Raw genomic sequence first — 24,015 nt, 5'->3', positions numbered from 1 at the left:
GCGGGAGATGACAGGAGACAAACATGAATTTTGACCCCAAGTGGCTCGAAGGGGCTCAACAGTTTCAACAGCAGATGCTTGGCTCCTTGGGTTCCCTGGGGGCTTTCGGTTGGCCCGGGGCGTCGGCGGTGCCCGACATGTCGACGCTGATGCCCGACATGGGGGCCCTGAAGGACGTGTTGTCTGGCGGAGGAACCCAACCGGTCAAACTGGACCCGGGGCGTTTGCTGGACATCCAGCGCCAGTACCTGCAAGACGTGGCCCAGCTGTGGAACCAGGGCTTTCAGGCCAAGCCTGTGGGTGACCGCCGGTTTGCCAACGACGCCTGGCAGGGCAACCCGGTGTCGGCGTTTTCGGCGGCGCTGTACCTCATCAACGCCAAGACCCTCATGGCCTTGGCCGAGGCGGTGGAAGGGGATGCCAAGGCCCGTGCCCGGGTGCGGTTTGCGGTGCAGCAGTGGATTGACGCCAGCGCACCCAGCAACTTCCTGGCCTTCAACGCCGAGGCGCAGAAAAAAGCCATCGAAACCCAGGGCGAGAGCATTGCCAAGGGCGTGCAGAACCTGCTGCACGACCTGAAGCAGGGCCACGTGTCCATGACCGACGAAAGCGTGTTCGAGGTGGGCAAGAACGTGGCCACCACCGAAGGCGCGGTGGTGTTCCAGAACGAGCTGTTCCAGCTCATTGAGTACAAACCCCTCACCGCCAAGGTGTACGAGCGCCCCTTCCTGCTGGTGCCACCGTGCATCAACAAGTTCTACATCCTGGACCTGCAGCCCGAGAACTCGCTCATCCGCTATGCGGTGGAGCAGGGCCACCGCACCTTTGTGGTCAGCTGGCGCAACCCCGACGAATCGCTGGCCCAGGCCACCTGGGACGACTACATCGAGCACGCCATCCTCAAGGCCATTGCGGTCACGCAGGACATCACCGGGGCCGAAACGCTCAACGCGCTGGGCTTTTGCGTGGGCGGCACCATGCTGGGCACCGGGCTGGCGGTGCTGGCCGCACGGGGCGAAAAGCCCGTGCACAGCGCCACCTTCCTCACCACCTTCCTCGATTTTTCGGACACCGGCATCCTGGACGTGTTCATTGACGAAGCCTTCGTCAAGTTCCGCGAAATGCAGTACGCCAACGGCGGTCTCATGCCCGGGCGTGACCTGGCCACCACCTTCAGCTTCCTGCGGCCCAACGACCTGGTGTGGAATTACGTGGTGGGCAACTACCTCAAGGGCGAAACCCCGCCGCCGTTCGACCTGCTGTACTGGAACAGCGATTCCACCAACCTGCCGGGCAAGTACTACACCTGGTACCTGCGCAACACCTACCTGGAGAACAAGCTGGTCAAGCCCGGGCAGGCCACGGTGTGTGGCGAGCCGATCGACCTGGGGCTGGTGGACATTCCCACCTACATCTACGGCTCGCGCGAGGACCACATCGTGCCCATCGGCGCGGCCTACGCCAGCACCCAGCACCTGTCGGGGCGCAAGCGTTTTGTCATGGGTGCGTCGGGCCACATTGCCGGGGTCATCAACCCCGCCAGCAAGGGCAAGCGCAGCCACTGGATCGGTCAGGCCAACCAGTTCCCCGCCGACTTCAACGACTGGCTGGCCACCGCCACCGAACACCCCGGTAGTTGGTGGACCGACTGGTCGGCCTGGCTCAAAGGCCAGGCTGGCAAACAAATTGCAGCACCCAAGGCCTACGGCTCGCGCAAGCACAAGGTGCTGGAGCCCGCGCCGGGCAGTTATGTGAAGGCCAGGGCCTGATTTTTTGCATCCCATTCCATTCCATTGACATCAAGGAGAGAGACACATGGAAGACATCGTCATCGTTTCAGCCGCCCGCACCGCCGTGGGCAAGTTTGGTGGCTCGCTCGCCAAGACCGCTGCCACTGAGCTGGGCAGCATCGTCATCAAGGACCTGCTGGCGCGCAGCGGCCTGCCCGCCGATGCGGTGGGTGAAGTCATCATGGGCCAGGTGCTGGCTGCGGGTGCGGGCCAAAACCCGGCCCGTCAGGCCATGATCAAGGCCGGTGTTGCCAAGGAAACCCCGGCGCTCACCATCAACGCCGTGTGCGGCTCGGGCCTGAAGGCCGTGATGCTGGCCGCCCAGGCCGTGGCCTGGGGCGACAGCGAGGTGGTCATTGCGGGTGGCCAGGAAAACATGAGTGCCAGCCCCCACGTGCTGCTGGGCAGCCGCGACGGCCAGCGCATGGGCGACTGGAAGATGGTGGACACCATGATCAACGACGGCCTGTGGGACGTCTACAACCAGTACCACATGGGCATCACCGCCGAGAACGTGGCCAAGGCCAACGGCATCACCCGCGACATGCAAGACGCCCTGGCCCTGGCCAGCCAGCAAAAAGCTTCTGCCGCCCAGGACGCTGGCAAGTTCAAGGACGAAATCGTTGACGTGCTGATCCCCCAGCGCAAGGGCGACCCGCTGGTGTTCAACACCGACGAGTTCATCAACAAGAAAACCAACGCCGAAGCCCTGGCCGGCCTGCGCCCCGCCTTCGACAAGGCCGGCACGGTGACCGCGGGCAACGCTTCGGGCATCAACGACGGGGCCGCTGCCGTGATGGTCATGACCGCCAAGAAGGCCGCCGCCCTGGGCCTGACGCCCCTGGCACGCATTGCCAGCTTTGGCACCACCGGCCTGGACCCCGCCATCATGGGCTTGGGCCCGGTGTCGGCCTCGCAAAAGGCGCTGGCCCGTGCGGGCTGGAAGGCATCGGATGTGGACCTGTTCGAACTGAACGAAGCCTTTGCCGCCCAAGCCTGCGCCGTCAACAAGGCGCTGGACATCGACCCGGCCAAGGTCAACGTCAACGGCGGTGCCATTGCCATCGGCCACCCCATCGGGGCGTCGGGCTGCCGCATTTTGGTCACGCTGCTGCACGAAATGCAGCGCAGCAACGCCAAGAAGGGCCTGGCCGCGCTGTGCATCGGCGGCGGCATGGGCGTGGCCCTGGCCCTGGAACGTTGAGTCTTAAGAAAAAACAGGCTCTACCGCTTTATTTGAAAGCGGTGGCAGCTATCAATTTCATAACACCGGGCTGCTTGAATGGCCCGGATCACCGCAGCCAAGAAAGAGGAAACAAATGAGCCAGAAAGTTGCATACGTCACCGGCGGCATGGGTGGCATCGGAACCGCGATTTGCCAGCGCCTGCACAAGGAGGGCTTCAAGGTCATCGCCGGTTGCGGCCCCACCCGCGACGCCCAGAAGTGGCTGGACGAGCAGAAGGCCCTGGGCTACACCTTCTACGCCTCCATGGGCAACGTGGGTGACTGGGACTCCACCGTCGAAGCCTTCAGCAAGGCCAAGGCCGAGCACGGCTCCATCGACGTGCTGGTCAACAACGCCGGCATCACCAAGGACCGCATGTTCCTGAAGATGAGCAAGGAAGACTGGGACGCGGTCATCAGCACCAACCTCACCTCCATGTTCAACGTCACCAAGCAAGTGGTGGGCGACATGGTGGAAAAGGGCTGGGGCCGCATCATCAACATCAGCTCGGTCAACGGGGCCAAGGGCCAGGCGGGCCAGACCAACTACTCGGCTGCCAAGGCGGGCATGCATGGTTTCAGCATGGCGTTGGCGCAGGAAATGGCCACCAAGGGCGTGACCGTCAACACCGTCAGCCCCGGTTACATCGGCACCGACATGGTCAAGGCCATCCGCCCTGACGTGCTGGAAAAGATCGTGGCCACCGTGCCCGTCAAGCGCCTGGGTGAACCCAGCGAAATCGCTTCCATCATCGCGTGGCTGGCGTCGGAAGAAGGTGGCTACGCCACGGGTGCCGAGTTTGCCGTGAACGGCGGCCTGCACATGAGCTGATGGCCGCGTGCGCCCCGCACCTCAGGGGCGCAGGGCCTGTGCCAGTGCCGGGTGCAGGCCTGCCATGAAGCGTTCCACCGCTTCGGTGTAGGGGCCGGGCAGGCCCAGGCGGGCGTTGATTTCGCCGTGGCTCAATGCCTCGGGGTGCACCTCGCTGTGCCCGCCCAGGCTGCGCACCTGGGTGGCAAAGTCCCGGGCCTGCTGGCAGGGGTGATCGGGCCGTTCGCTGGAGCACACCAGCATGGACGGCGGCACGCTGGCCGTGAGCTGGTGCCAGGGCGACACGGACTGCCAATAGGCCGGGTCGGTGCCAAAAGCCTCGTCGTACAGCGACATGTGCCGTTGCTTCATCACGCGCGGCACGTCCATGGCCGCACTGTCCAGACTGACCACGCCCAACCAGGGGCGCGCCCCTTGCGCCAGCGCCCGCGCAGGGTCTGCCGACACCAAGGACACCAGGTGGGCCCCGGCGGAGTGGCCCATCAACACAAAGCGGTCCGGCGGGGCCTGCCATTGCGGTGCCAGGCGTTGCGCCTGGGCCAGGGCCAGGCGCACATCGTCGGCCTGGGTTTGCACCGGGGCCTCGGGCAGCATGCGGTAGTTGATGGACACCAGCGCCAAGCCCTTGGGCACCCAGCGGGCCACCTTCTGGTCCACCACGTTGTCGTGGCGTTTGTCGCCGTGTTTCCAGCCCCCACCGTGCACCATGAAGATCACCCCCTGAATGGGCTGACCCGCAGCGGGCAGGTACACGTCCATGCGCTGGTCCGCGTCGGGGCCGTAGCTCACATTGCGCAACACCTTCTGGGGGCCATGGCTGGCCTGAGGGGCTGCAGCCTCACCCGCACGGGCCGCCCGGTGGGCCTGGATGCGGTCCATCAGCAGGCCCGCGTGCGCAGGGCGGGTGCCGCCCACCAGGGCCGCGGCCAGCACCACGGCGCCCAGAGCCAGGGGGTTCAGTCGCTGTGAGAAGGGAATGGGTTTCATGGTGGATGCGGTTTGGAGCAAAGGCTTGGAGGGGCTGACGGGATAATTCTGCCCATGCCCCAAGACACTTCCGCCCCCGAACCCGGTGGCTTTACCCAGATTTACCCACGGTCCACGCAAGTTGACCTGGGACATCTGACTGGCGCGGATTTAGCTTGATTGAGAGGGGCTGCGGCCGCCCCGTGGTTGCCTTCGAGGCCTAACGCGCATGAAAAAACCCGCAGGCCCTTGGCGCTGCGGGTTGGGTTATTTCCGGCGGCGTAGCGTCGGCAGTGGCCCGAAGGGCTCACGTGGCATCGTGGTACATCAGGTCAGATGCAATGGCATTGGCCAGGGAAACACCTGCAATGCTCGCAAACCTGTTCCTGGTTCCCATTGCGGGTCCGGGTGTAGGAGCGAACATGCACGGCTTTCGACAGCTTGCGGTACATGTGGTTGGATCTCACACAAATGGTTGAGAAAAACCTGATGACGTTTAGCACTTGCTCAAATTTGAGGGGTAGACTCCAGCCGTCCGGCAAGACTTCTGTTGTCGTTCCCTCAAGTTTCACTTGTGCACGGTCATCAGAACCTGAGAAGCCTCTGACGAAAGTTGGGGGCTTTTCTTTTTTCTCCTTTCAACACAGCCACCTGCGTCTGTTGCTTCTGGTTCGGGACTGTATCAGCCCGTCATCGGTGTTATTCACCGCTAGCAGTGGTGTTTGGGAATATTTTTGAAACCAAAAAATAGGCCCAAAACATGCTATGCGGCACTCGGTTTCGGGGTGATTTTTCAAAAACTGAAGCAAATTCTTCAGTCTAGGCAAGCGTTTCTGTCTGTTGCTGATTTTTTTGCGGTGTCATGAGGCCGTCGCAATTCTGAGCATACGGACTTGATAAATGCCTACCCGCGTTCAAAGAACAATTGGAAAAACGCATCGCAGTGAAATTGCTCTGCGCCTCTTCAATGGTGACGTGTGCATATTGATGTCGGTCTTGATTACCTGTCGAACAAACTACCGTAGGTGCTACTTGTCGCACCGCTGTTGGCGTTGAATGGGAATAGCAGTTCGGCCTTACGGTTCATCGCCTAACATTTTTGAGCAATGGTCATACTTCTCGACTAAGGCGTGGCGGGCGTTTTTTCCGTCAGACGGTTCTGACGATGGCGACCAGGATTTGGTCGTATATGGGTGGCGCATCTGCCCTCTTGGATTCAATCCGCGAGTGGTTCACCAAGAGCCAGTCCCACTGGACCTCAAGTTGTCCCAGTCAGAGGAGATGAGCACAAGCTGCTAGAAGGTCTGGACCTCGGAATGGATAATCAATCTGCCGGACTATCTGGGCCGCGTGCACCTCCATGCCTCCTTCTGTCCTTTAGTGATGTGACGGAGATCATTGCTCCCTCAGCCTAAGCCACAAGGCATGTGCCGTAGCACCCGATGAGCACTGATGGCAAAAAATCCACCAAAAAGCCAGCAAATGCACCAGAACGTAACTACTTTGCACCGACCCTAAGTGACTGATTCAAAAGAAAATTCAATCAAATCAAGCCCTTGGCGCGTGTCTGTTGCGCCGATGCTGGACTGGACCGACCGCCATTGCCGTTTTTTCCACCGCCTGCTGACCCGCCACACCCTGCTGTACACCGAGATGGTGACCACCGGTGCGCTGGCGCACGGCAGCGTGCAGCGCCACCTGCGCTTCAATGCCGAAGAACACCCCGTGGCCCTGCAACTGGGCGGCAGCGAGACGGCTGATCTGGCCATGGCGGCCAAGCTGGGCCAGCAGTGGGGCTACGACGAAATCAACCTCAACTGCGGTTGCCCCAGCGACCGGGTGCAGCGCGGTGCGTTTGGGGCTTGCCTGATGAACGAGCCGCAAACCGTGGCCGATGGCGTCAAGGCCATGCTGGACGTGGTGGACCTGCCCGTCACCGTCAAGCACCGCATCGGCATCGACAAGGTGGAGCGTTACGACTTTGTGCGCGACTTCGTGGGCCAGGTGGCCGAGGCCGGGTGCCGCGTGTTCATCGTCCACGCCCGCAACGCCTGGCTGCAAGGCCTCAGCCCCAAGGAAAACCGCGAAGTCCCGCCCCTGCGCTACGAGCTGGCCCACCAACTCAAGCGCGACTTTCCGGCGCTGACCATCGCCGTCAACGGCGGCATCACCACGCTGGAGCAGATGCACAGCCACTTGCAGCAGGTGGACGGCGTGATGATCGGGCGCGAAGCCTACTACCGCCCCTGGGCCATGACCGAGTGGGACGCCGCCTTCTGGGGCGATGACCACCCCCGCCCCGAGCGCGAGGCCGTGGAAGCCGCCATGGTGGATTACATGGAACGCGCCCACGCCGAAGACGGCTGCCCCTGGTACCCCATTGCCCGCCACATGCTGGGCCTGTACCACGGCCAGCGCGGCAGCCGCCTGTGGCGGCAGGTGTGGAGCAACCACCGCCTGAAGCCCTTGCCCCCGCGTGAGGTGTGGCAACTGGCCCGCCAAGCCTTGGCGTCGGCGGCGCACACCGAGGACGAGGGCTCGCCGTTCGACTCGGACGTGGTGGGGGCCCCGTCGTGACACCGCGCCCCCGGTTGCAGGCGCAACGGCAGCGTGCGCAGCGGCTCAAGGCCCGCGTGCAATCGGCAGGCCTGGCCGTGTGGGCCTTGCTGTGGTCCGCCGGGCCGGTGCTGCTGCTGGTGCTGGCCGCCATGGGGGCGGCGTACTGGTGGCTCAACCCCACGCCGCCCAAACGGGTGGTGCTGGCCACAGGCCCCGGGCAAAGCGCCTACGACACCTTTGGCCAGCAGTACGCCAAAGCCCTGGCCCTCAACGGCATCGAGCTGGTGCTGCGGCCCACCGAGGGGTCGTCCGACAACCTGGCGCTGCTGCGCTCGGGCGAGGTGGACCTGGCCTTTGTGCAAGGCGGCAGCGACACCCTCACCGACGACGACCGCGACCAGCTCGTGTCGCTGGGCAGCCTGTTCGTGGAGCCGGTCTGGGTGTTCTACCGGGGGGCGGTCAACCGCTTCAGCCACCTCCAACAGCTCAAAGGGCAACGGGTGAATGTGGGCACGCCGGGCAGCGGGGTGCCGCAGCTGTTCAACAGCCTGTTGGACGCCAACCACCTGGCCCCGGCCGACTACCGCCTGAGCGGGCTGACCCAGACCCCGGCCACCGTGGCCTTTTTGCAGGGCGAGGTGGATGCGCTGGTGTTTGCCTCGGCCCCTGAGTCGCCGCTGGTGCAAATGCTGCTGCTCACCCCCGGTGTGCGGTTGATGAACTTTGCCCAGAGCGAGGCCTATTCCCGCCGCTTTGCCTACCTCAAACCCGTGGTGCTGCCCCAGGGCGTGGTGGACCTGGCGGGCAACCGCCCCAGCCGCGACGTGCGCCTGATCGCCCCCACCACCAGCCTGGTGGCCCGGGCCGACACCCACCCCGCGGTGCTGCAACTGATGGCGCAGACCGCCGTCAAGCTGCACGGCGGGGCCAGCTGGTTCAGCACCGCCCGCGAGTTTCCCAACCTGACCCACGCCGAGCTGCCCCTGGCCCCCGAGGCGGCGCGGGCGCAGGCGGGGGGCATCCCCTTCCTGCAGCGCCTGCTGCCGTTCTGGCTGGCCAACCTGGTGGAACGCATGTGGCTGGCCATGGGCCTGATCCTGGCGCTGGCCCTGCCGCTGTCGCGTGTGGTGCCGCCGCTGTACACGCTGCGCATCCGCTCTCGGGTGTTCCGCTGGTATGCCGAGCTGCGCGACATCGAGGAACGGGCCGCCGCAGTCCCCGACGGTTCAACCCCAGACGGCGCAGCAAACGCCGTGCTGGCCGAACTGGACGAGCTGGAACGCAAGGCCGGGCGCATGGTGGTGCCACTGGCCTATGCTGACGAGTTGTACGCCTTGCGCAGCCACATCCAGCTGGTGCGCAAACGCTTCCTTCACCCTTTACCCCAGGAGAGAACCCCATGAGCATGGACGTGATTGACTATGAAATCCGCGGCGCGGAAATGCAGTTTGTGGAAGTGGAGCTGGACCCCGGCGAAGCCGCCATTGGCGAGGCCGGCAGCCTGATGTTCATGGACAGCGGCATTGCCATGGACACTGTGTTTGGCGACGGTGCGCAGCAAAGCGGCGGCTTCTTTGGCAAGCTGATGAGCGCAGGCAAGCGGCTGGTGACGGGCGAATCGCTGTTCACCACCGTCTACACCAACCAGGGCAGCGGCAAGCAGCGTGTGGCCTTTGCCGCGCCGTACCCCGGCAAGATTCTGCCCATGGACCTGCGCCAACTGGGCGGCACCCTCATTTGCCAGAAAGACGCCTTTTTGTGCGCCGCCCGCGGCGTGAGCCTGGGCATTGCCTTCCAGCAAAAGCTGTCGGTGGGCTTTTTTGGTGGCGAAGGCTTCATCATGCAAAAGCTGGACGGCGACGGCCTGGCCTTTGTGCACGCCGGGGGCACCGTGGTGCGGCGTGAACTGGCCCCCGGCCAAAGCCTGATGGTGGACACCGGCTGCGTGGTGGCCTACACGCCCAACGTCAACTTCGAGGTGCAGTACGTGGGCAAGATCAAGACCGCGCTGTTCGGTGGCGAGGGCCTGTTCTTCGCCAAGCTCACCGGCCCCGGCACCGTGTGGCTGCAAAGCCTGCCGTTCTCACGCCTGGCCTCTCGCGTGTTTGCCGCAGCCCCGCAGCGTGGCGGCTCCAAGGAAGAAGGTTCGGTGCTGGGTGGCTTTGCCGCGGGCGGCATGCTCGGCGGCTTGCTGGGCGGCGACGACAACGACTGAGCTCACTGCAAGGTCAGCCCCGACTCCAGCACCCGCTTCACCAGCGGGTGCATCACCTTGCGCTCCGAGCCGATCAGCACAAACTGCTCGGCCACGCCGGGGCAATCGGCCAGCCACACCAGGCCCTGGCGCTGCTCCAGGTCGGCCCGCACCAGCTCAGGCGCGGGAAACACCCCCATGCCGCTGGCCCCAAACTGCATCAGCAGGGCACTGTCTTCAAACTCGCCCGCCACCTTGGGGTGAATGTGCTGCTGCTCAAACCACCGGTTCAGCCGCCCCCGCAAGGCCGCGTGGTGGGTGGGCAGCAACACCGGCAGCACCTGCAAGGGGTGGGGGTGGTTGGCGTCCCGGTTGTGCAGCGCCAGCACCTGCTGCCAGCGCTCGGCCAGCGCCGGGGTGCCCAGCCACTGCACGGGCGACTGCCCCAACGCGTGGTTGTAGACCCGCACGTTGTCGCTGGGCGGGGCAGGGCGGTCGGCCAGGATCATGTCCAGCCGGTGCAGCGCCAGGTCGGCCAGCAGGTCGTCGAACTCGTCTTCGTGGCACTCCAGCCGCAGGTGGGGCGTGTCCAGCACGGGGCCCAGCAGGCGGGGAATGGCCAGCTTGGGCAAGCCGTCTGAAATGCCCACCCGCAACATCACCTGCGGGCTGTCGGTGGCTTGCTGCAACACGTCGGGCAGGCGTTCGCCCAGCTCAAAAATGTGCTCGGCATGGCGGTAGGCCGCTTCGCCCGCCGGGGTCAGCGCCACGTTGCGCCCCACGGGCTTGAGCAACTGGTAGCCCAAGGCCCGCTCCAGCTCCCGCACCTGGGCGCTCACGGTCTGCACCGCCATGCCCAGCCTGTCGGCCGCCTTGGTCATGCCCCCCTCCTTGGCCACGGCCCAGAAGTAGTACAGGTGCTTGTAGTTCAGAGGCTGGGACATGGCATTTCCAGTTGAAAAGAAATTGGCTTCTACCGCTTTATTTTATTGAACTTTCAGCTACTGAAACAGGAGTGTTTGAGTGCAACGATTCCCCCATTTGAGGGATGGTGCGATGGGGCAAATTCCGGCAAAGTCGCGCCCTTCATATTTTGTTCAGATTGAATCGTTCAAGGCCCATGGGCTTCGATTCGGCTGTGCATTCAAAACATCACGACGTGGGGCAGGGGGAAGGTTTGATCCAAAAGAACAACAACGCCAAATGTTTTGGCGAGGGTGGTTGGTGCGCCCATTTTGTGGCCCGGTTTGCGGCTTGTGTGATCCGTGCAGGGCTGCTGGTTTGGGCTCTGGGCTTTGGCTTCAACGCCCAGGCTTTTCCTGCGTCGGTCACGCAAAACGGCCTGGTATGGCTGACAGCCCAGGTTCAGCCGACGGGTGACATGGCCAGCGGCACGGCCTCGGGTGCGGCCGATTGGCAGGTCCAGGCCGAAACCGTGTCCACCCTGCGCACCTTCAACCAGCCGTTGCCCCCCGCACTGCTCACGAATCTGCTGGGCCGCCCCGACGAAGGCGTGGTGGAACTGCTGGCGCGGCAGGTTGTGGCCAGCAGCGCAGGCGGCTTGGACAGCAGCGGCATTCAGACCAGGCTGCTGGCTGCGCAACAAGCGGGCACGGGATGGGGTGCCACCGCAACCCATCAGCCCAATGCACTCGACACCGCCTACGCCCTGTGGGCTTTGAGCGCGGTGAGCAACACCAGCGGGGTGGCGGTGGGTTTGCCGTTTCTGCGCGCACAGCAGTACACCAGCGGCGGCTTTGGCCCGCCCAGCGCATCTGCCGACACCGAACAACCCAGCGTTTTTGGCACCGCATTGGCGGTGCAGGCCATTGCCGCATGGCGGCAGCAGTTTGAAGCGGGAACCTCGCTGGCCAATGCACAGAACTGGCTGTTGAGCGAACGCGCCACTGGGGTCTACGCCAACGTGTTGGACAACGCCGTGGCCTTGCTGGCGCTGTCCCGCCAAACCAGCGACAGCGCCGTGCTCCAACCCCTGGTGGACGCCCTGGTGAATGCCCAACAAGCCAACGGCAGTTGGGCCAACGACGGGTACCTGACGGCCCTGGCCTTGCGGGCGTTGGGCACCTACAACCTCGCTCCCCCCACCCCCACCACAGGCGGCCTGACCGGCTTGGTGGTGGACCGTGACACGGGGGCAGCCTTGCCCAACGTGCCGGTTGCCCTGGTGGGGGCCAGCAGCCAAACCGTGGCCACGGGCACGGATGGCGGGTTTTCTGTCTACAACATCGCGCCGGGCAGCTACACCTTGAGCCTGTCTCAAGCAGGCTATGCCACGGTGCAGATTCCCGTGGACATTGCCGCGGGGCAGTTGCTCAACCTGGGCGTGGTGCGCCTGACGCCAGCCCCCAACACCGCCAGCTTGAAGGGTCTGGTCAGGGGCAGCAACGGCTATGCGCTGACCAATGCCCTGGTGGCGGTGGGGGCCAACTCCGCCCTCACCGATGCGCAAGGGGCCTACCTCATCACGGGTATCGAGGCGGGCACGCACGACGTGTTGGTGTCGCTCAGCGGGTACACCGCGGCAACGGTGTCCATTGCCTTTGCGCCGGGGCAAGGGTATGTGTTTTCGCCCACGTTGCAGTCCACTGGCTACAGCACCAGCCTCACGGGCAAGGTGGTGGATGCCGACACCAGCGCCCCGTTGGCGGCGGCCACGGTGCAAGTGGGCAGCGCCACGGCCACCACGGGGGCCGATGGCAGCTTCTCGCTTGCCAACCTCAGCCCAGGGGCCTTCAGCCTCAAGGCCAGCGCAACGGGTTATCCCGCCAGCACCTTCAGTGGGGTGTTGCTGGCCGGTGCCAACAGCCTGGGCACCCTGCGGCTGAGCAAGCAAAGCGTCGCACCCACCACGGCCAGCCTGTCTGGGGTGGTCAAAAACACCTCGGGCACCTTGTTGCAAGGCGTGGCCGTGTCGGTGGCGGGAACAACGGTGTTGACCGATGCCAACGGGGCCTACCAACTCGCAGGCATTGCGGCGGGGTATGCCAGCGTGAAGGCCAGCCTGGCCGGTTACACCGACATCTCGGTTCTGGTCAATTTCGAAGCGGGCCAGAGCTACGTGTTCTCTCCCGTCATGGGCAGCAGCCCCACCTATGCCACGCTTCAGGGCAAGGTGATGAACGCCACCAGCGGGGCCCCCATTGCATCGGCCACGCTCACGCTGGGCAGCCTGACCCGCAGCACCGCGGCAGATGGCAGTTTCTCGTTTCCGAACCTGAACCCCGGGGCCTTCAACCTCCAAGTCAGCGCCACGGGCCACCAAGGGGTGACGGTGAGCGGTACGCTGACCTTGGGCGTCAACGACGTGGGCAACATCTCCCTCACCCCGCAGGCGGCCACCCGCAAGCTGTCCGGCGTGGTGACCGATGCGCTGACCCAAGCCCCCATTGCGGGCGCAAGCCTCAGCCTGGCCGGGCTGACGGGCAACGCCATCACCGCCGCTGATGGCCGCTACAGCTTTGACGCCGTGGGCGGCAACAGCGCCAGCCTCACCGCCACGGCAGCTGGCTACGTGAGCCAAACCTTTGCCCTCAGCTTCGGGCAAGCGGGAGACGCCACTTTCGACGTGCGCCTGTCTCGCCCCATTGCCTCGCACGTGGCCATTCGCAACGTGCAAACCAACAAACCCAGCTACGAGCCGTTTGGCCCCATCGAACTCGAAGTGGAAGTGCAAAACGGCGACGCCCAGGCCGCCAGCCTGTTGATCGAGGCTGATGTGGTCGATGCGCAAAACCGCGTGGTCTACACCTTCATGGGCAACGCGCCCACCGGGGGCGCGGGTGTGCGCCAGCCCAACCAACCCCTGCTGGTGCCCGCCAACGGCACGCTGACCGTGCCCATGGAATGGCATGCCTTGCGCCAACCTGCCGGAACCTACCGGGTGCGCGCCCGTGCCATGGATGGGTCTGGCCAAGTGGTGGCCGAAGGGCAAACCCAGTTTGACGTTGCCGCCCTCGCCATCTTCAGCGGGGGGCTTACCACCAACCCACCCTTGGTGCAATACGGCACCCAGCAGGCTGTGGCCTTGAGCGCCAGCGTCACCAACGTGGGCAACCTGCCCATTGCTGCCGGCAATGTGGACGTGAAGGTGATTCTGGAAACCCCCGATGCCACGGGGACCAACCAAACCATCACCCGGGCCATTGCGTTGGCTGCAGGTGCGCCGTTGAACGAGCCCAGGGGCCTGGAGCGGGATGCAGCGGGCAACCTCTACACCGTCAATTACAACGACGGCAAGGTGCTCAAGTACGACACCAGCGGCCAGGTGTCGGTGTTGGCCACTTTGCCCAACGGCAGCTACCCCAAAGCCCTGACGCTGACTTCCAATGGCGATGTGTGGGTGCTGGGCTCCAACGGATCCGCCCTGTACCAAGTGCCCCCCACCGGGCAGGTGAACACCTTTGCGGTCAATGCCTTGGGCAGCTTGAGTTCCATTGGCGTGGATGGCAGCGGGGCTTTGGTCATTGGTGGCACCCAGCGGCAAACCGGCCAACCCCAAATCATCCGCCGGGATGCCGCGGGCACCGAAACCGTGCTGTACACCGGCGGCCTGGCCAACCCGGTCAGCTTTGTCAAAGACGACGCGGGCAACTACGTGGTCACCAACTACGGCGACAGCACCTTGGCCAAGGTGTCCGCGGCCAACGGCAGCATCAGCGCGTTTGTGCCTGCTTCCAGCGGACCAGCAGCACTCAACCGCCCCTGGGGCATCACGCGGGATGCGGCGGGCAACTTCTACGTGGCCAACAGCGGGGCCAACAACGTCATCAAGGTCAGCCCCCAAGGGGTGACCAGCGTGTATGCCAGCGGCTTCAATGGCCCACGCGACGTGAAGTTTGACGCCACCGGCACGCTGTACGTCAGCAGCCAGAACGACAACACCATTTACACCGTGGCCCCCGGCGGTGCGGTGGCCGTGTATGCCCGGGGCGGTGTGGCCAACGGACCCCAGGGCATGCGTTACGACGCGGCGGGCAACTTGTGGATTGCCAACAACGACGGCACGCTGCGCGTGCTGGACAGCAGCGGCCAAAGCCAGGTGGTGGCCACCGGCCTTTCCAACCCCCGTGGGCTGGCGGTGGACGCCGCGGGCAATGCCTATGTGGCGGACTATTCCAGCGGCTCGGTCCAGAAAATCAGCAGCACGGGCCAGCGCAGCACCTTTGCCAGCGGCTTGTTTGGCCCCTGGGGCGTGGCGGTGGACGCCAGCGGCCATGTGTGGGTGAGTGAATACACCACCGTGGGCCGCATCAAAACCTTCGATGCCAATGGCACCCTCTTGAACACCACCCAGAGTTTGCTGACCAGCCCCAGCCAAGTGCTGCTGGGCACGCATGGTGAGGTGTATGTGTGCAACAGCGGTTACATCACCGTGGTGGATGGCGCTGGGGCTCGCGTGCTGTACCAAAACCCCTCGGTGGTGATGGACAGCCTGGCGGTGGACCCCAGCACCGGCCACCTGCTGGGCAAGCGTGGCAACGACCTGTACCACATTGACACCACCACCGGCACCGCCACCCAGTGGGCCACGCTGCCCAGCGGCACCTACTGGTACGGCATTGCGGCCGATGCCAGTGGCAATGCGTATGCCATTGACTATTACGCCCGCGTGGTCAACCGAATCACCCCGGCAGGGGTGGTGGCCCCGTTCTCGGGGGTGTTGCCCCGCAACGCCACAGCTCTGGGCAATGACTTGGCAGGCAAGCTGACGGCGTACTACAGCAACAACACCTACTACCGGTTTGCGGCGGACGGCACGGCCACCGAATGGCAGCTTCCGTATGTGGGTGGCAACTACATCTACCGCCTGGACACGGGGGCTGACGGCAGCCTGTTGGCCCTGGGCTACAACAAGTCTTACGTGGTGAACCCCGACACCCAGGCCCTGCAGCAAACCATCAACATCCCCTACCTGTACAGCCACAGCGGTGTGACCATGGGCACTGATGGGGTCCTTCACGCCGTGAACAGCAGCGACCAACAGCTGTACCAAGCCAGCACCGGGGCCACCAGCCTCACCGCCGTGTTGTCGGGGTTCAGCTCCCCGCAAGACATGGACTGGTTGGGGGGCGACTTGCTGGTGGCGGGAGCTTCCCAGCACTGGTACCGCTACACCCCTGGGGCAGCTCAGCCAACGTTGTTGCCCAATGCCCCTTACCACTCCGGCTACTTGGCGGTAGCCGATGGAGTTGCCTTTGCTGCCTATGGTGGTGGCTTGTACCAATATGCCAGCGGAACGACCTCGCGTTTGGGCAGTTTCAATGGCTATGCGGACGGGGGGGTTGCGGCCCGCATCGGCTCGGTGGCCGTGGCTTCGACGAACCAAAGTCGCGTCACGGTGTTTGATTCGGTGGGAGCGGTCTCCACCCAATATGCGGGCATTGTGTCTCCGCAAGGTTTGGCGTTTGATGCGACTGGGCAGCTGCTGGTCGCCAGCAACGGAAACGGCAGTGTGGTGCGGGTTGCCGGTCCCAACCAGTCGGTGTGGCTGGGGGCCGTGTCTTCTCCTCGGTTTCTGGCCTGGGATGGTCAGGGTAGGCTGTGGGTCACGGCGTCTGGCTCGGTGGTTCGCTTGGACGCACAAGGCAGCGTGGCTGAAACACGCTCCCTGCCAATTTCTGTGCAGGGGGTGGGCTTTGATGGTGCACGCATGGTGTTGCCCGACCTCGGGGCCAACCAGTTGGGTGACTGGCAAACCGACCATTGGCAGGTTTTTTCCGCAGGTTTGTCGGCAGCCCCCGTGGCACTGGAGGTGGACGCCGCCAACACTGTGTGGTTGGCCAGTGGCAACAACGGCAGCTTGCTGACCCTGCAAGCCAACAGCCTGCTAACCCAGGCCACTGGGCTGACCAACCTGCGCGCCATGCGTCTGAGCCCCGAGGGGGTGTACCTGGGCGGCAATGGGTGGGGTAAGTTGCGCAAGGCCGACGGTACGCTCACCGACCTCAAGTTGGACGCACTCACCAACGGCAACCCCATTCGGGGCATCTCCAATGGCGGCCCGCATGTGTTGGTGGGCGGCTACCCGGCCCAACTGCTGAAGCTGCAAACCACCTTGCCCGCCGCCGTGGCCCCTGCGGGCACCGTGGCCTACCAAGCCACGCTGCCCATGCCCGCCTTGCCCAGCGCAGATGGTTACCTCACCCTGGACCTGGGCCAATGGCTGCCGCCCTATGGGGGGGACTTCAAGGTGCAAGTCACCCGCAGCGGGGTGCAGGGCAGCTTGGATAATTACGTGCACGTGGGCCCCCATGCCACCAGCGACTTGCAAGCCCTCAAGGCCGAACTGCCGCCGGGTGACCCTGCCTTGCCCATGTGCATGAACCTGAACGGGGCCGACTTCACCGCCATCTCGCGGGTGGAAATTGCCAACGTCAAGCCCCTGGTCAATACCGGCATGCCCTTGGGTCTGACGTCGGACCGCAGCGGCAACATTTACTACACCTCGGCGGACACCTTGTACAAAGCCGTGCCCGGCCAAGCCACGGGCGTGGCGTTGGCCAACGGGTTTTCGTCCATCGCCTTTGGGTTGGCCACCGACAGTGCGGAAACCATGTACCTGTCGTCGTTCAACCCGTCCACGGGCAAATACGAGTTGAAGGCCATTGCCCAAGATGGCAGCCAGCGCACGGTGGTGGAGCTGGGCACCACCCGCCCTGCTGGCCTGGTGGTCAACAGCAAAGACGAGGTGCTGGTGGGCACTGTCGGCCAGTTGCTTAAGGTTAGCCCGCAAGGGCAACTCACGGTCATTCCCTCTGCGGGGTTGCACAACCCGCGGGGCATTGCCATTGACGGCAAAGACAACGTGTACGTGCAAAACGACAGCGGCGGGCAACCGGTGACCAAGGTGGAGCCTTCCGGGGCCACCACCGTCATCTTTCATGGTGGCGACGGCATGGAGAATCCCTACTTTGAAGGTGACGGTTACCCCAACATTGCCGCTGACTGTGCCGAGAACTTTTACATCGCGCCGTTCGCTTGGCAAAAAATCGGCCAAAGTGGTGAAGAGCATAGGTTGGCCCAAGTCATCCCGCGCACCGGGCGCGTGGCGGTGTTGTTCGACACCCTCAAGGTCCACCCCAACTTCAGCGACATCGATTACCTGGCCTACGACAGGCTGAACAACCGCCTGCTGGTGTGGAACGACTCCGACCGGAGCGTGTGGGGCGTGCCCGTGACCTGTGGTGCCATCAGCGTGGACGTGCACCTGTTTGCCAAACCCGGTCAGCGCCTCACCGGGGCCACCAAAGCCCCCGTGGCCACCATCGCCCAGGCCGATGGCCGCACCGAATACGTGTGGAGCCTGAAAGACGTGACCAGCAGCGGGTCCCAGGTGTGTTTTGACGCCAGCCAAAACGGCCTGCAACTCGGCGAAAACCGCACCGCCCTGGACGCGGGTTACATGAGCTTTCAGAACAGCTTTGTGGCCCAACCCGTCAAGGTGCCCATGGCCGTGCCGCGTGTGCGCGGAGCCAACCTGGTGGGCATGACCGTGGCGACCGACAAGGCCGAGTTCCCCGCACGGGAAACCGCCCAAGTGACCACCACGCTGAACAACGCCAACACCCGCGATGTGTCGGGCACCCTGACCGTGGACGTGTTCGACGCCGTGGGCCAGAACGTGGGCCGGGTGGTGCAGCAAGGCGTCAGCATCGGTGCCCAAGGCGGCCTGACCGTGCCCGCGCCCTTTGCCATTGGCACCATCGTGCCCGCCACCTACACCGTCAAGGCCACGCTGACCGAGGCGGGTGTGACCGTGGCGAAAGCGCAAAGCGACTTCAACGTGCTGGCCGACCAGGCCAGCGCCTCTGCCGTGAGCCAAGTGCGTACCGACCGCAAAACCTACCAGGCCAGCGACCGCGTGCAACTCAGCTCCATGGCCAACAGCCGCTCGGCCAACGTCATCCTCAACAACCTCACCCTCATGGTGCGGGTGCGCGGCCCCGGGGGCGAACTGGTGTACAGCCACGGCCACCCCGTGCCCCAGCTGCTGCCCGGTGCGTTGATGAACTTTGCCGCCGTGCAACCCTTGGTGAATGCCGCATCCGGTGTGTACACCGTGACCCAAGAGCTGCTGGACGCGCAGAACCGCGTGCTGCACAGCACCCAGACCACCTACAACGTGGGGTCGTCGGCCAACGACGGCATGGGCCTGGGCGGCTCCCTGGCCGTGCGGCCCGGCCCTGTGCGCGGGCGGGATGACCGGTACGCCAACACCTACACCACCCAGGCGGCAATGACCACCGTGCGCATTGGCGACATGGCCAACCTCACCGCCCAGGTGGTCAACCAAGGCAACACCAACCTGACGGACCTGCCCCTGGCCATCTGGGTGGTGGACCCGGCCACGCAAGCCGTGCTGCACCAGTACAACACCACCGTTCAGCTGAACGTGGGTGCCAGCGTGACCCTGGTGGACACCTGGCGAGCCACCGGCACCGACCAGCAAACCCTGCTGGCCGTTCTGGTGGCCACCCTCAACGCCTCCAGCGGCAGCCCGGTGCAGATGACGCTGGCGCAGTCCCCCTTCATGTTGACCGCCTCGGCCCCCAGTGGCGGCACGGACCCCCAGGCAGTGCCCATGTGGGGTGACCCCGTCCAGCAAGCCGTGGCCCTGACCCTGCTTTGCGCCCTGATGTTGCTGGTGGCCCATGCCCAGCGCCGCCGCCACAACCCACAATGAACCCACAACCCGCCATGCCCTTGCAAGACATCCCCCAGCCCACCCACATGGGCGTGCCCCGGCGCATCATGCGCCGCGTGGCCACCGTGCTGATGGTGGCCCTGCTCAACACCGCTTTGCTGCCGCTCAGCCGCGCCCAGCAACTCAAAAGCGCCCAAGCGGCCCAAGCCGCCCAGATGCTGGCCGCCCAAGGCCCCCAAACCCTCCAAGACCTGCGCGATGAATGGGCCCAACTGCGCACCCGCTGGCAACAAGCGGGCGTGCCCCAGGACATCCTGGCCCGCCAAGCCCAGCTGGAAGCCACGTTCGAACAACAGTACCGCCAACGCTCGGCCACCTTCAGCGCCCAAAGTGCGCCGGGGCAGGCCGATCCCGGCCTCACCCACCACCCCATCAACCTGAACAACCTGCCGTGGCAAGTGCAAAAAGCCACCCGGCAAGACCCCATGGCCGACCCCCAGGCCCTGCAAGCCAAACTCTTTGGCGCTGCGGCCCAGCCGCTTTCATTCACCACCCAAAAAGCCGCCGCGCCCACCGCCGCCGACCTGGCCCCCACGCTGGACGCCCCGCACACCCCCGCCATCAAGGCGCTGGCGCAAAGCCTGGGCAACAACCCCTACAAAATCTTCCAGTGGGTGCATGACAACATCTACTACGTGCCCACCCACGGCAGCGTGCAAGGCGCACAAGACACCCTGGACAAAAAAGCCGGCAACGCCGCCGACACCGCCAGCCTGCTGCTGGCCCTGCTGCGCAGCGCAGGCGTCAGCGCCCGCTACGTGTACGGCACCGTGGAACTGCCCGCCAGCAACGCCATGAACTGGGTGGGCGGAGCCCAAACCCTGGACGCCGCCCAACAAATCCTCAGCCAAGGCGGAGTGCCCAACGTGGCACTGGTCAGCGGCGGGCAAATCAACACCCTGCGGCTGGAACACATCTGGGTGGAAGCCCACGTGCGCTACAACCCCGGGCGCGGGGCCAGCCATGTGGGTGGCCAGGTGGGCGACACCTGGGTGCCCCTGGATGCCAGCTACAAGCAATACACCTTCACCCCCGGCATGGACCTCGCCAGCGCCGTGCCGCTGGACACCCAAGCCCTGCTGGCCGCCGCCGAGCAAGGCGCACAAAGCAATGCCGCAGAAGGCTGGGTCAAAAACCTCAACACCAGCGCCCTGCAAACCCAACTGACGCAATACCAGACCCGCCTCAAAACCCACATCGACAGCCAGAACGCTGGAAAGAGCACCGTGGGCGACGTGCTGGGCACCCGCCAAGCGCGCATCGACCCCTTGCCCTACCTGGCAGGCACCTTGCCCTACACCCTCAAGGCCCGCACCCAAGCCTTCAGCGCCATCCCTGCCAGCCTACAAGCCCAGTTCCGCTACAACATCTACCCCAATGCCCAAGCCGCCGCCTGGGGCGACAGCCCCTTGCTGAGCTACCAGGCCCCCACAGCCGCCCTGGCCGGCAAGAAACTCACCCTGGCCTGGGTGGCCGCCAGCGCCGCCGACCAGGCCGCCATTGAAGCGCTGATTCCCAAACCAGCCCCCGGCCAAACCCTGGACCCCAGCCAACTGCCCCGGGGCCTGTCCCACAGCATCCAACTCAAACCCCAACTGCTGCTGGAAGGCCAAGTGCAAGCCCAAGGCCCCGGCCTGGGCGCGGGCACCGAAGTGGTGGGGGCAGGGGCCTTCACCAAATACGGCAACAGCGGAGACTGGGACGAAACCACCGACCCCCTCATCGCCGGGCAACAAAGCGCCCTGGGCCTGAGCGTTCAAGGCATCAGCCAAGAACAGCTCACCACCCTCAAGACCCGCATGGAGGCCACCAAACAAACCCTGCAACAAGCCCAGGCCGCCCCAGAAAACCAACGCGCCGCCCTGCTGCAAGGCATGACCGGAGACCACCTCACCGGAGACCTGCTCACCGCCACCCTGTGGGGCTACTTTGCCGCGCTGCAAAGCCATGGCGCGATTGCCAGCAGCCAAGCCCACATGTTCGACAGACCAGCCCTGAGCTACGGCCTGTTCCATGCCCAGGTGCGGTCCAACAAGCTCTACGGCATCGTCACCACCGGCATCACCTTCCAAGGCTTGAACATGGACATTGGCCACGTCCGCCACATCCGTTGGGTGACCAACGACGACCCGCAAGCCCCCATCAACAACAAACCGGAACTCACCCAAAACGGCAAGACCGCCGCCCAAAACCGCTGGATTGCCTACAACAAGATGCGCGGCCAGTACGCCAGCGCCATGGAACACGCGGTGCCCGAACAGTTCTGGGTGGACAAAAGCCAATGCCGCTACGTGGACGAAGCAGGCCAGATCCAGAACCCCTCCCTGGCCGACTGCGCCCAAGGCGTGAGCGCGGTGAAAGCCCTGGCCATTGCCCAGGCAGAAGGCCAACGCATCTACACCATCACCGCAGAGAATGCAGCCACGGCCTTGCCGAACTTGCCCGTGGGCGGCTCGGTGGGTGATGAAATCCGCTCAGCGGTTCAAGCGGGGAAAGAAGTGACGGTGCACGAGCGGGCGATCAACGCGCATGGGTTCTCGGGGTATGGGTACATCGTCACGGACCCGGATACTGGGGGTGGAGGGTATTTGATTGAGGGGAGGGGGAATGGGGGGTGGCTGGAGGCATTGACATATGCCTTGGGGGTTGCCTTGAAAGTAATAATAATACTGCCAGCTATTGCGTATGCGACAGCTATTTTGTCGGTATTGACAAGTCCATTTGTTGCTGCGGCAATTCTGCTTGTGTTGTCGATGGCTGCGCTGATTATATCTGCCCAAATATATCTTGCGGAATATCCTTGCGCAAGAGATATTATTCAGGGGATTGCTGGGGCTATTATGGGGTCGCTGTGGGGAATGCCGGAGTCTGCGGCTATTGTTGTTGCATTTATTCGGGCTTTGATTGGTGGATTGGTGTTGGGGTCATATGGGGTGGTGAGAACATGTCTGGAATAATTGAATATGGAGAGAATACTGAAAGGTTTGTGTTCTTGTTGTGTTCGGCTGCACTGTTTTTTGTGATGGTTTTTAAAATTTATTCAAGGGGTGTTTTTCTTAAGATGATTTCTGCCATTATTTTTGTTTTTTCTGCTTGGGTTTATGTGATCCACATGCGTGGAATTTTCATTGGGTTATTTTCGTTTTTTACTTTTGTTGCATATCTGTATTGGCTTTCATGCGGGAGGGATCGGCTGGCGGATTCAAGCTCCAAGTGCAACGAGAGTGATGATGGGAATTCAAAATCGAACCCCGTTGATCGGGTTTGATGTGAACTGCTCTGTATTCGATAGCTACTCACGCTTTCAAATAAAGCGCCAGAAGCCAATTTCTTCATGAATCCACCCGCCCGCCACCGGTCCCCGCATGCACCGCCCCCAGCGGCCCGCATGCGGCCCCGTCGCTACCGAGGGCAGAGGCTCAAGCGGATGTGTGGCCGCAATCCTCCCGGCATGGACCTGGCCAGCGCCGTGCCGCTGGACACCCAAGCCCTGCTGGCCGCCGCCGAGCAAGGCGCACAAAGCAATGCCGCAGAAGGCTGGGTCAAAAACCTCAACACCAGCGCCCTGCAAACCCAGCTGACGCAATACCAAACCCGCCTCAAAACCCACATCGACAGCCAGAACGCTGGAAACAGCACCGTGGGCGACGTGCTGGGCACCCGCCAAGCGCGCATCGACCCCTTGCCCTACCTGGCAGGCACCTTGCCCTACACCCTCAAGGCCCGCACCCAAGCCTTCAGCGCCATCCCCGCCAGCCTGCAAGCCCAGTTCCGCTACAACATCTACCCCTCGCCCCAAGCCGCCGCCTGGGGCGACAGCCCCCTGCTGAGCTACCAGGCCCCCACCGCCGCCCTGGCCGGCAAGAAACTCACCCTGGCCTGGGTGGCCGCCAGCGCCGCCGACCAGGCGGCCATTGAAGCGCTCATTCCCAAACCCGCCCCCGGCCAAACCTTGGACCCCAGCCAACTGCCCCGGGGCCTGTCCCACAGCATCCAACTCAAACCCCAACTGCTGCTGGAAGGCCAAGTGCAAGCCCAAGGCCCCGGCCTGGACGCGGGCACCGAAGTGGTGGGGGCAGGGGCCTTTACCAAATACGGCAACAGCGGAGACTGGGACGAAACCACCGACCCCCTCATCGCCGGGCAACAAAGCGCCCTGGGCCTCTCCATCCAAGGCATCAGCCAAGCGCAACTGCAAACCCTGCAAACCCGCATGGAGGCCACCCAGCAAACCCTGCAACAAGCCCAGGCCGCCCCAGAAAACCAACGCGCCACCCTGCTGCAAGGCATGACCGGAGACCACCTCACCGGAGACCTGCTCACCGCCACCCTGTGGGGCTACTTTGCAGCGCTGCAAAGCCATGGATCCATCGCATCCAGCCAAGCCCACATGATCGACCGCCCGGCCCTGAGCTACGGCCTGTTCCATGCCCAGGTGCGGCCCAACAAGCTCTACGGCATCGTCACCACCGGCATCACCTTCCAGGGCCTGAACATGGACATCGGCCACGTCCGCCACATCCGCTGGGTGAAAAACGACGACCCCCAAGCCGCCATCAACCACAAACCCGAACTCACCCAAAACGGCAAGACCGCCGCCCCCTCTGTCACGATAGATGACCGCTCCGTGTGTAAAACCCGAAGAACCCTGGAGGGGGCAGGAAAGATGGAGAGATGCCGGTCTACAGTGAGCAATACAAGGAACAGCTGGTCAGAAAGCTGATG

The 24,015-nt window shown here is 64.0% G+C and carries 11 protein-coding genes; 9 read left to right on the top strand and 2 right to left on the bottom strand.

What is annotated here, in order from left to right:
- Positions 1-23 precede the first annotated feature (23 nt).
- From phaC to phbB, 3 genes are all read left to right on the top strand, one after another.
- Positions 24-1,769: a class I poly(R)-hydroxyalkanoic acid synthase gene (phaC, locus tag ACYVB7_RS19025; protein ID WP_460510421.1), complete on the top strand. Its 1,746-nt coding sequence runs from the start codon at positions 24-26 to the stop codon at positions 1,767-1,769.
- Positions 1,770-1,815: 46 nt separating this feature from the next.
- Complete coding sequence (locus ACYVB7_RS19020) at positions 1,816-2,994, top strand: acetyl-CoA C-acetyltransferase (RefSeq protein ID WP_460510419.1); 1,179 nt, start codon at positions 1,816-1,818, stop codon at positions 2,992-2,994.
- A gap of 115 nt (positions 2,995-3,109) precedes the next feature.
- Positions 3,110-3,847, top strand: a complete 738-nt coding sequence (gene phbB, locus ACYVB7_RS19015) for a Rossmann-fold NAD(P)-binding domain-containing protein (protein WP_460510417.1) — start codon at positions 3,110-3,112, stop codon at positions 3,845-3,847.
- Between the two features lie 21 nt (positions 3,848-3,868).
- Here the strand turns inward: phbB and ACYVB7_RS19010 are convergent, their stop codons facing one another.
- The gene (locus ACYVB7_RS19010; RefSeq protein ID WP_460510415.1) at positions 3,869-4,834 is read right to left on the bottom strand and encodes an alpha/beta hydrolase; all 966 of its coding nucleotides are present in this window, start codon (positions 4,832-4,834) and stop codon (positions 3,869-3,871) included.
- 1,497 nt (positions 4,835-6,331) lie between these two features.
- Here ACYVB7_RS19010 and dusA point away from each other — a divergent pair.
- The 3 genes from dusA to ACYVB7_RS18995 are packed head-to-tail and all read left to right on the top strand — an operon-like array spanning position 6,332 to position 9,587.
- The gene (gene dusA / locus ACYVB7_RS19005) at positions 6,332-7,390 is read left to right on the top strand and encodes a tRNA dihydrouridine(20/20a) synthase DusA (protein ID WP_460510413.1); all 1,059 of its coding nucleotides are present in this window, start codon (positions 6,332-6,334) and stop codon (positions 7,388-7,390) included.
- Complete coding sequence (locus tag ACYVB7_RS19000) at positions 7,387-8,775, top strand: TAXI family TRAP transporter solute-binding subunit (protein WP_460510411.1); 1,389 nt, start codon at positions 7,387-7,389, stop codon at positions 8,773-8,775. The genes dusA and ACYVB7_RS19000 overlap by 4 nt, the downstream gene beginning before the upstream one ends.
- Complete coding sequence (locus ACYVB7_RS18995) at positions 8,772-9,587, top strand: AIM24 family protein (RefSeq protein ID WP_460510409.1); 816 nt, start codon at positions 8,772-8,774, stop codon at positions 9,585-9,587. Before ACYVB7_RS19000 ends, ACYVB7_RS18995 begins: the two co-directional genes overlap by 4 nt.
- Before the next feature lie 2 nt (positions 9,588-9,589).
- Here ACYVB7_RS18995 and ACYVB7_RS18990 read toward each other — a convergent pair whose 3' ends face one another.
- Entirely contained in the window at positions 9,590-10,510 is a 921-nt protein-coding gene (locus ACYVB7_RS18990) for a LysR family transcriptional regulator (RefSeq protein ID WP_460510407.1), read from the bottom strand.
- Between the two features lie 233 nt (positions 10,511-10,743).
- Here ACYVB7_RS18990 and ACYVB7_RS18985 point away from each other — a divergent pair, with 233 nt between their 5' ends.
- The 3 genes from ACYVB7_RS18985 (at position 10,744) to ACYVB7_RS18975 (ending at position 24,013) form a co-directional block, all read left to right on the top strand.
- Positions 10,744-19,269, top strand: a complete 8,526-nt coding sequence (locus ACYVB7_RS18985) for a carboxypeptidase regulatory-like domain-containing protein (RefSeq protein ID WP_460510405.1) — start codon at positions 10,744-10,746, stop codon at positions 19,267-19,269.
- Positions 19,266-22,247, top strand: coding sequence for a transglutaminase domain-containing protein (locus ACYVB7_RS18980; RefSeq protein WP_460510403.1), 2,982 nt, complete (start codon positions 19,266-19,268; stop codon positions 22,245-22,247). The genes ACYVB7_RS18985 and ACYVB7_RS18980 overlap by 4 nt, the downstream gene beginning before the upstream one ends.
- 377 nt (positions 22,248-22,624) lie before the next feature.
- Positions 22,625-24,013 carry a hypothetical protein gene (locus tag ACYVB7_RS18975; protein WP_460510401.1) on the top strand — a complete coding sequence of 463 codons (1,389 nt, stop codon included), beginning with the start codon at positions 22,625-22,627 and terminating at the stop codon, positions 24,011-24,013.
- Positions 24,014-24,015: the final 2 nt, after the last annotated feature.

This window comes from Hydrogenophaga soli (genome assembly GCF_054777695.1).
Note: the sequence above shows the minus strand (reverse complement) of the source record. Positions and strands in the feature narration are given on the sequence as shown.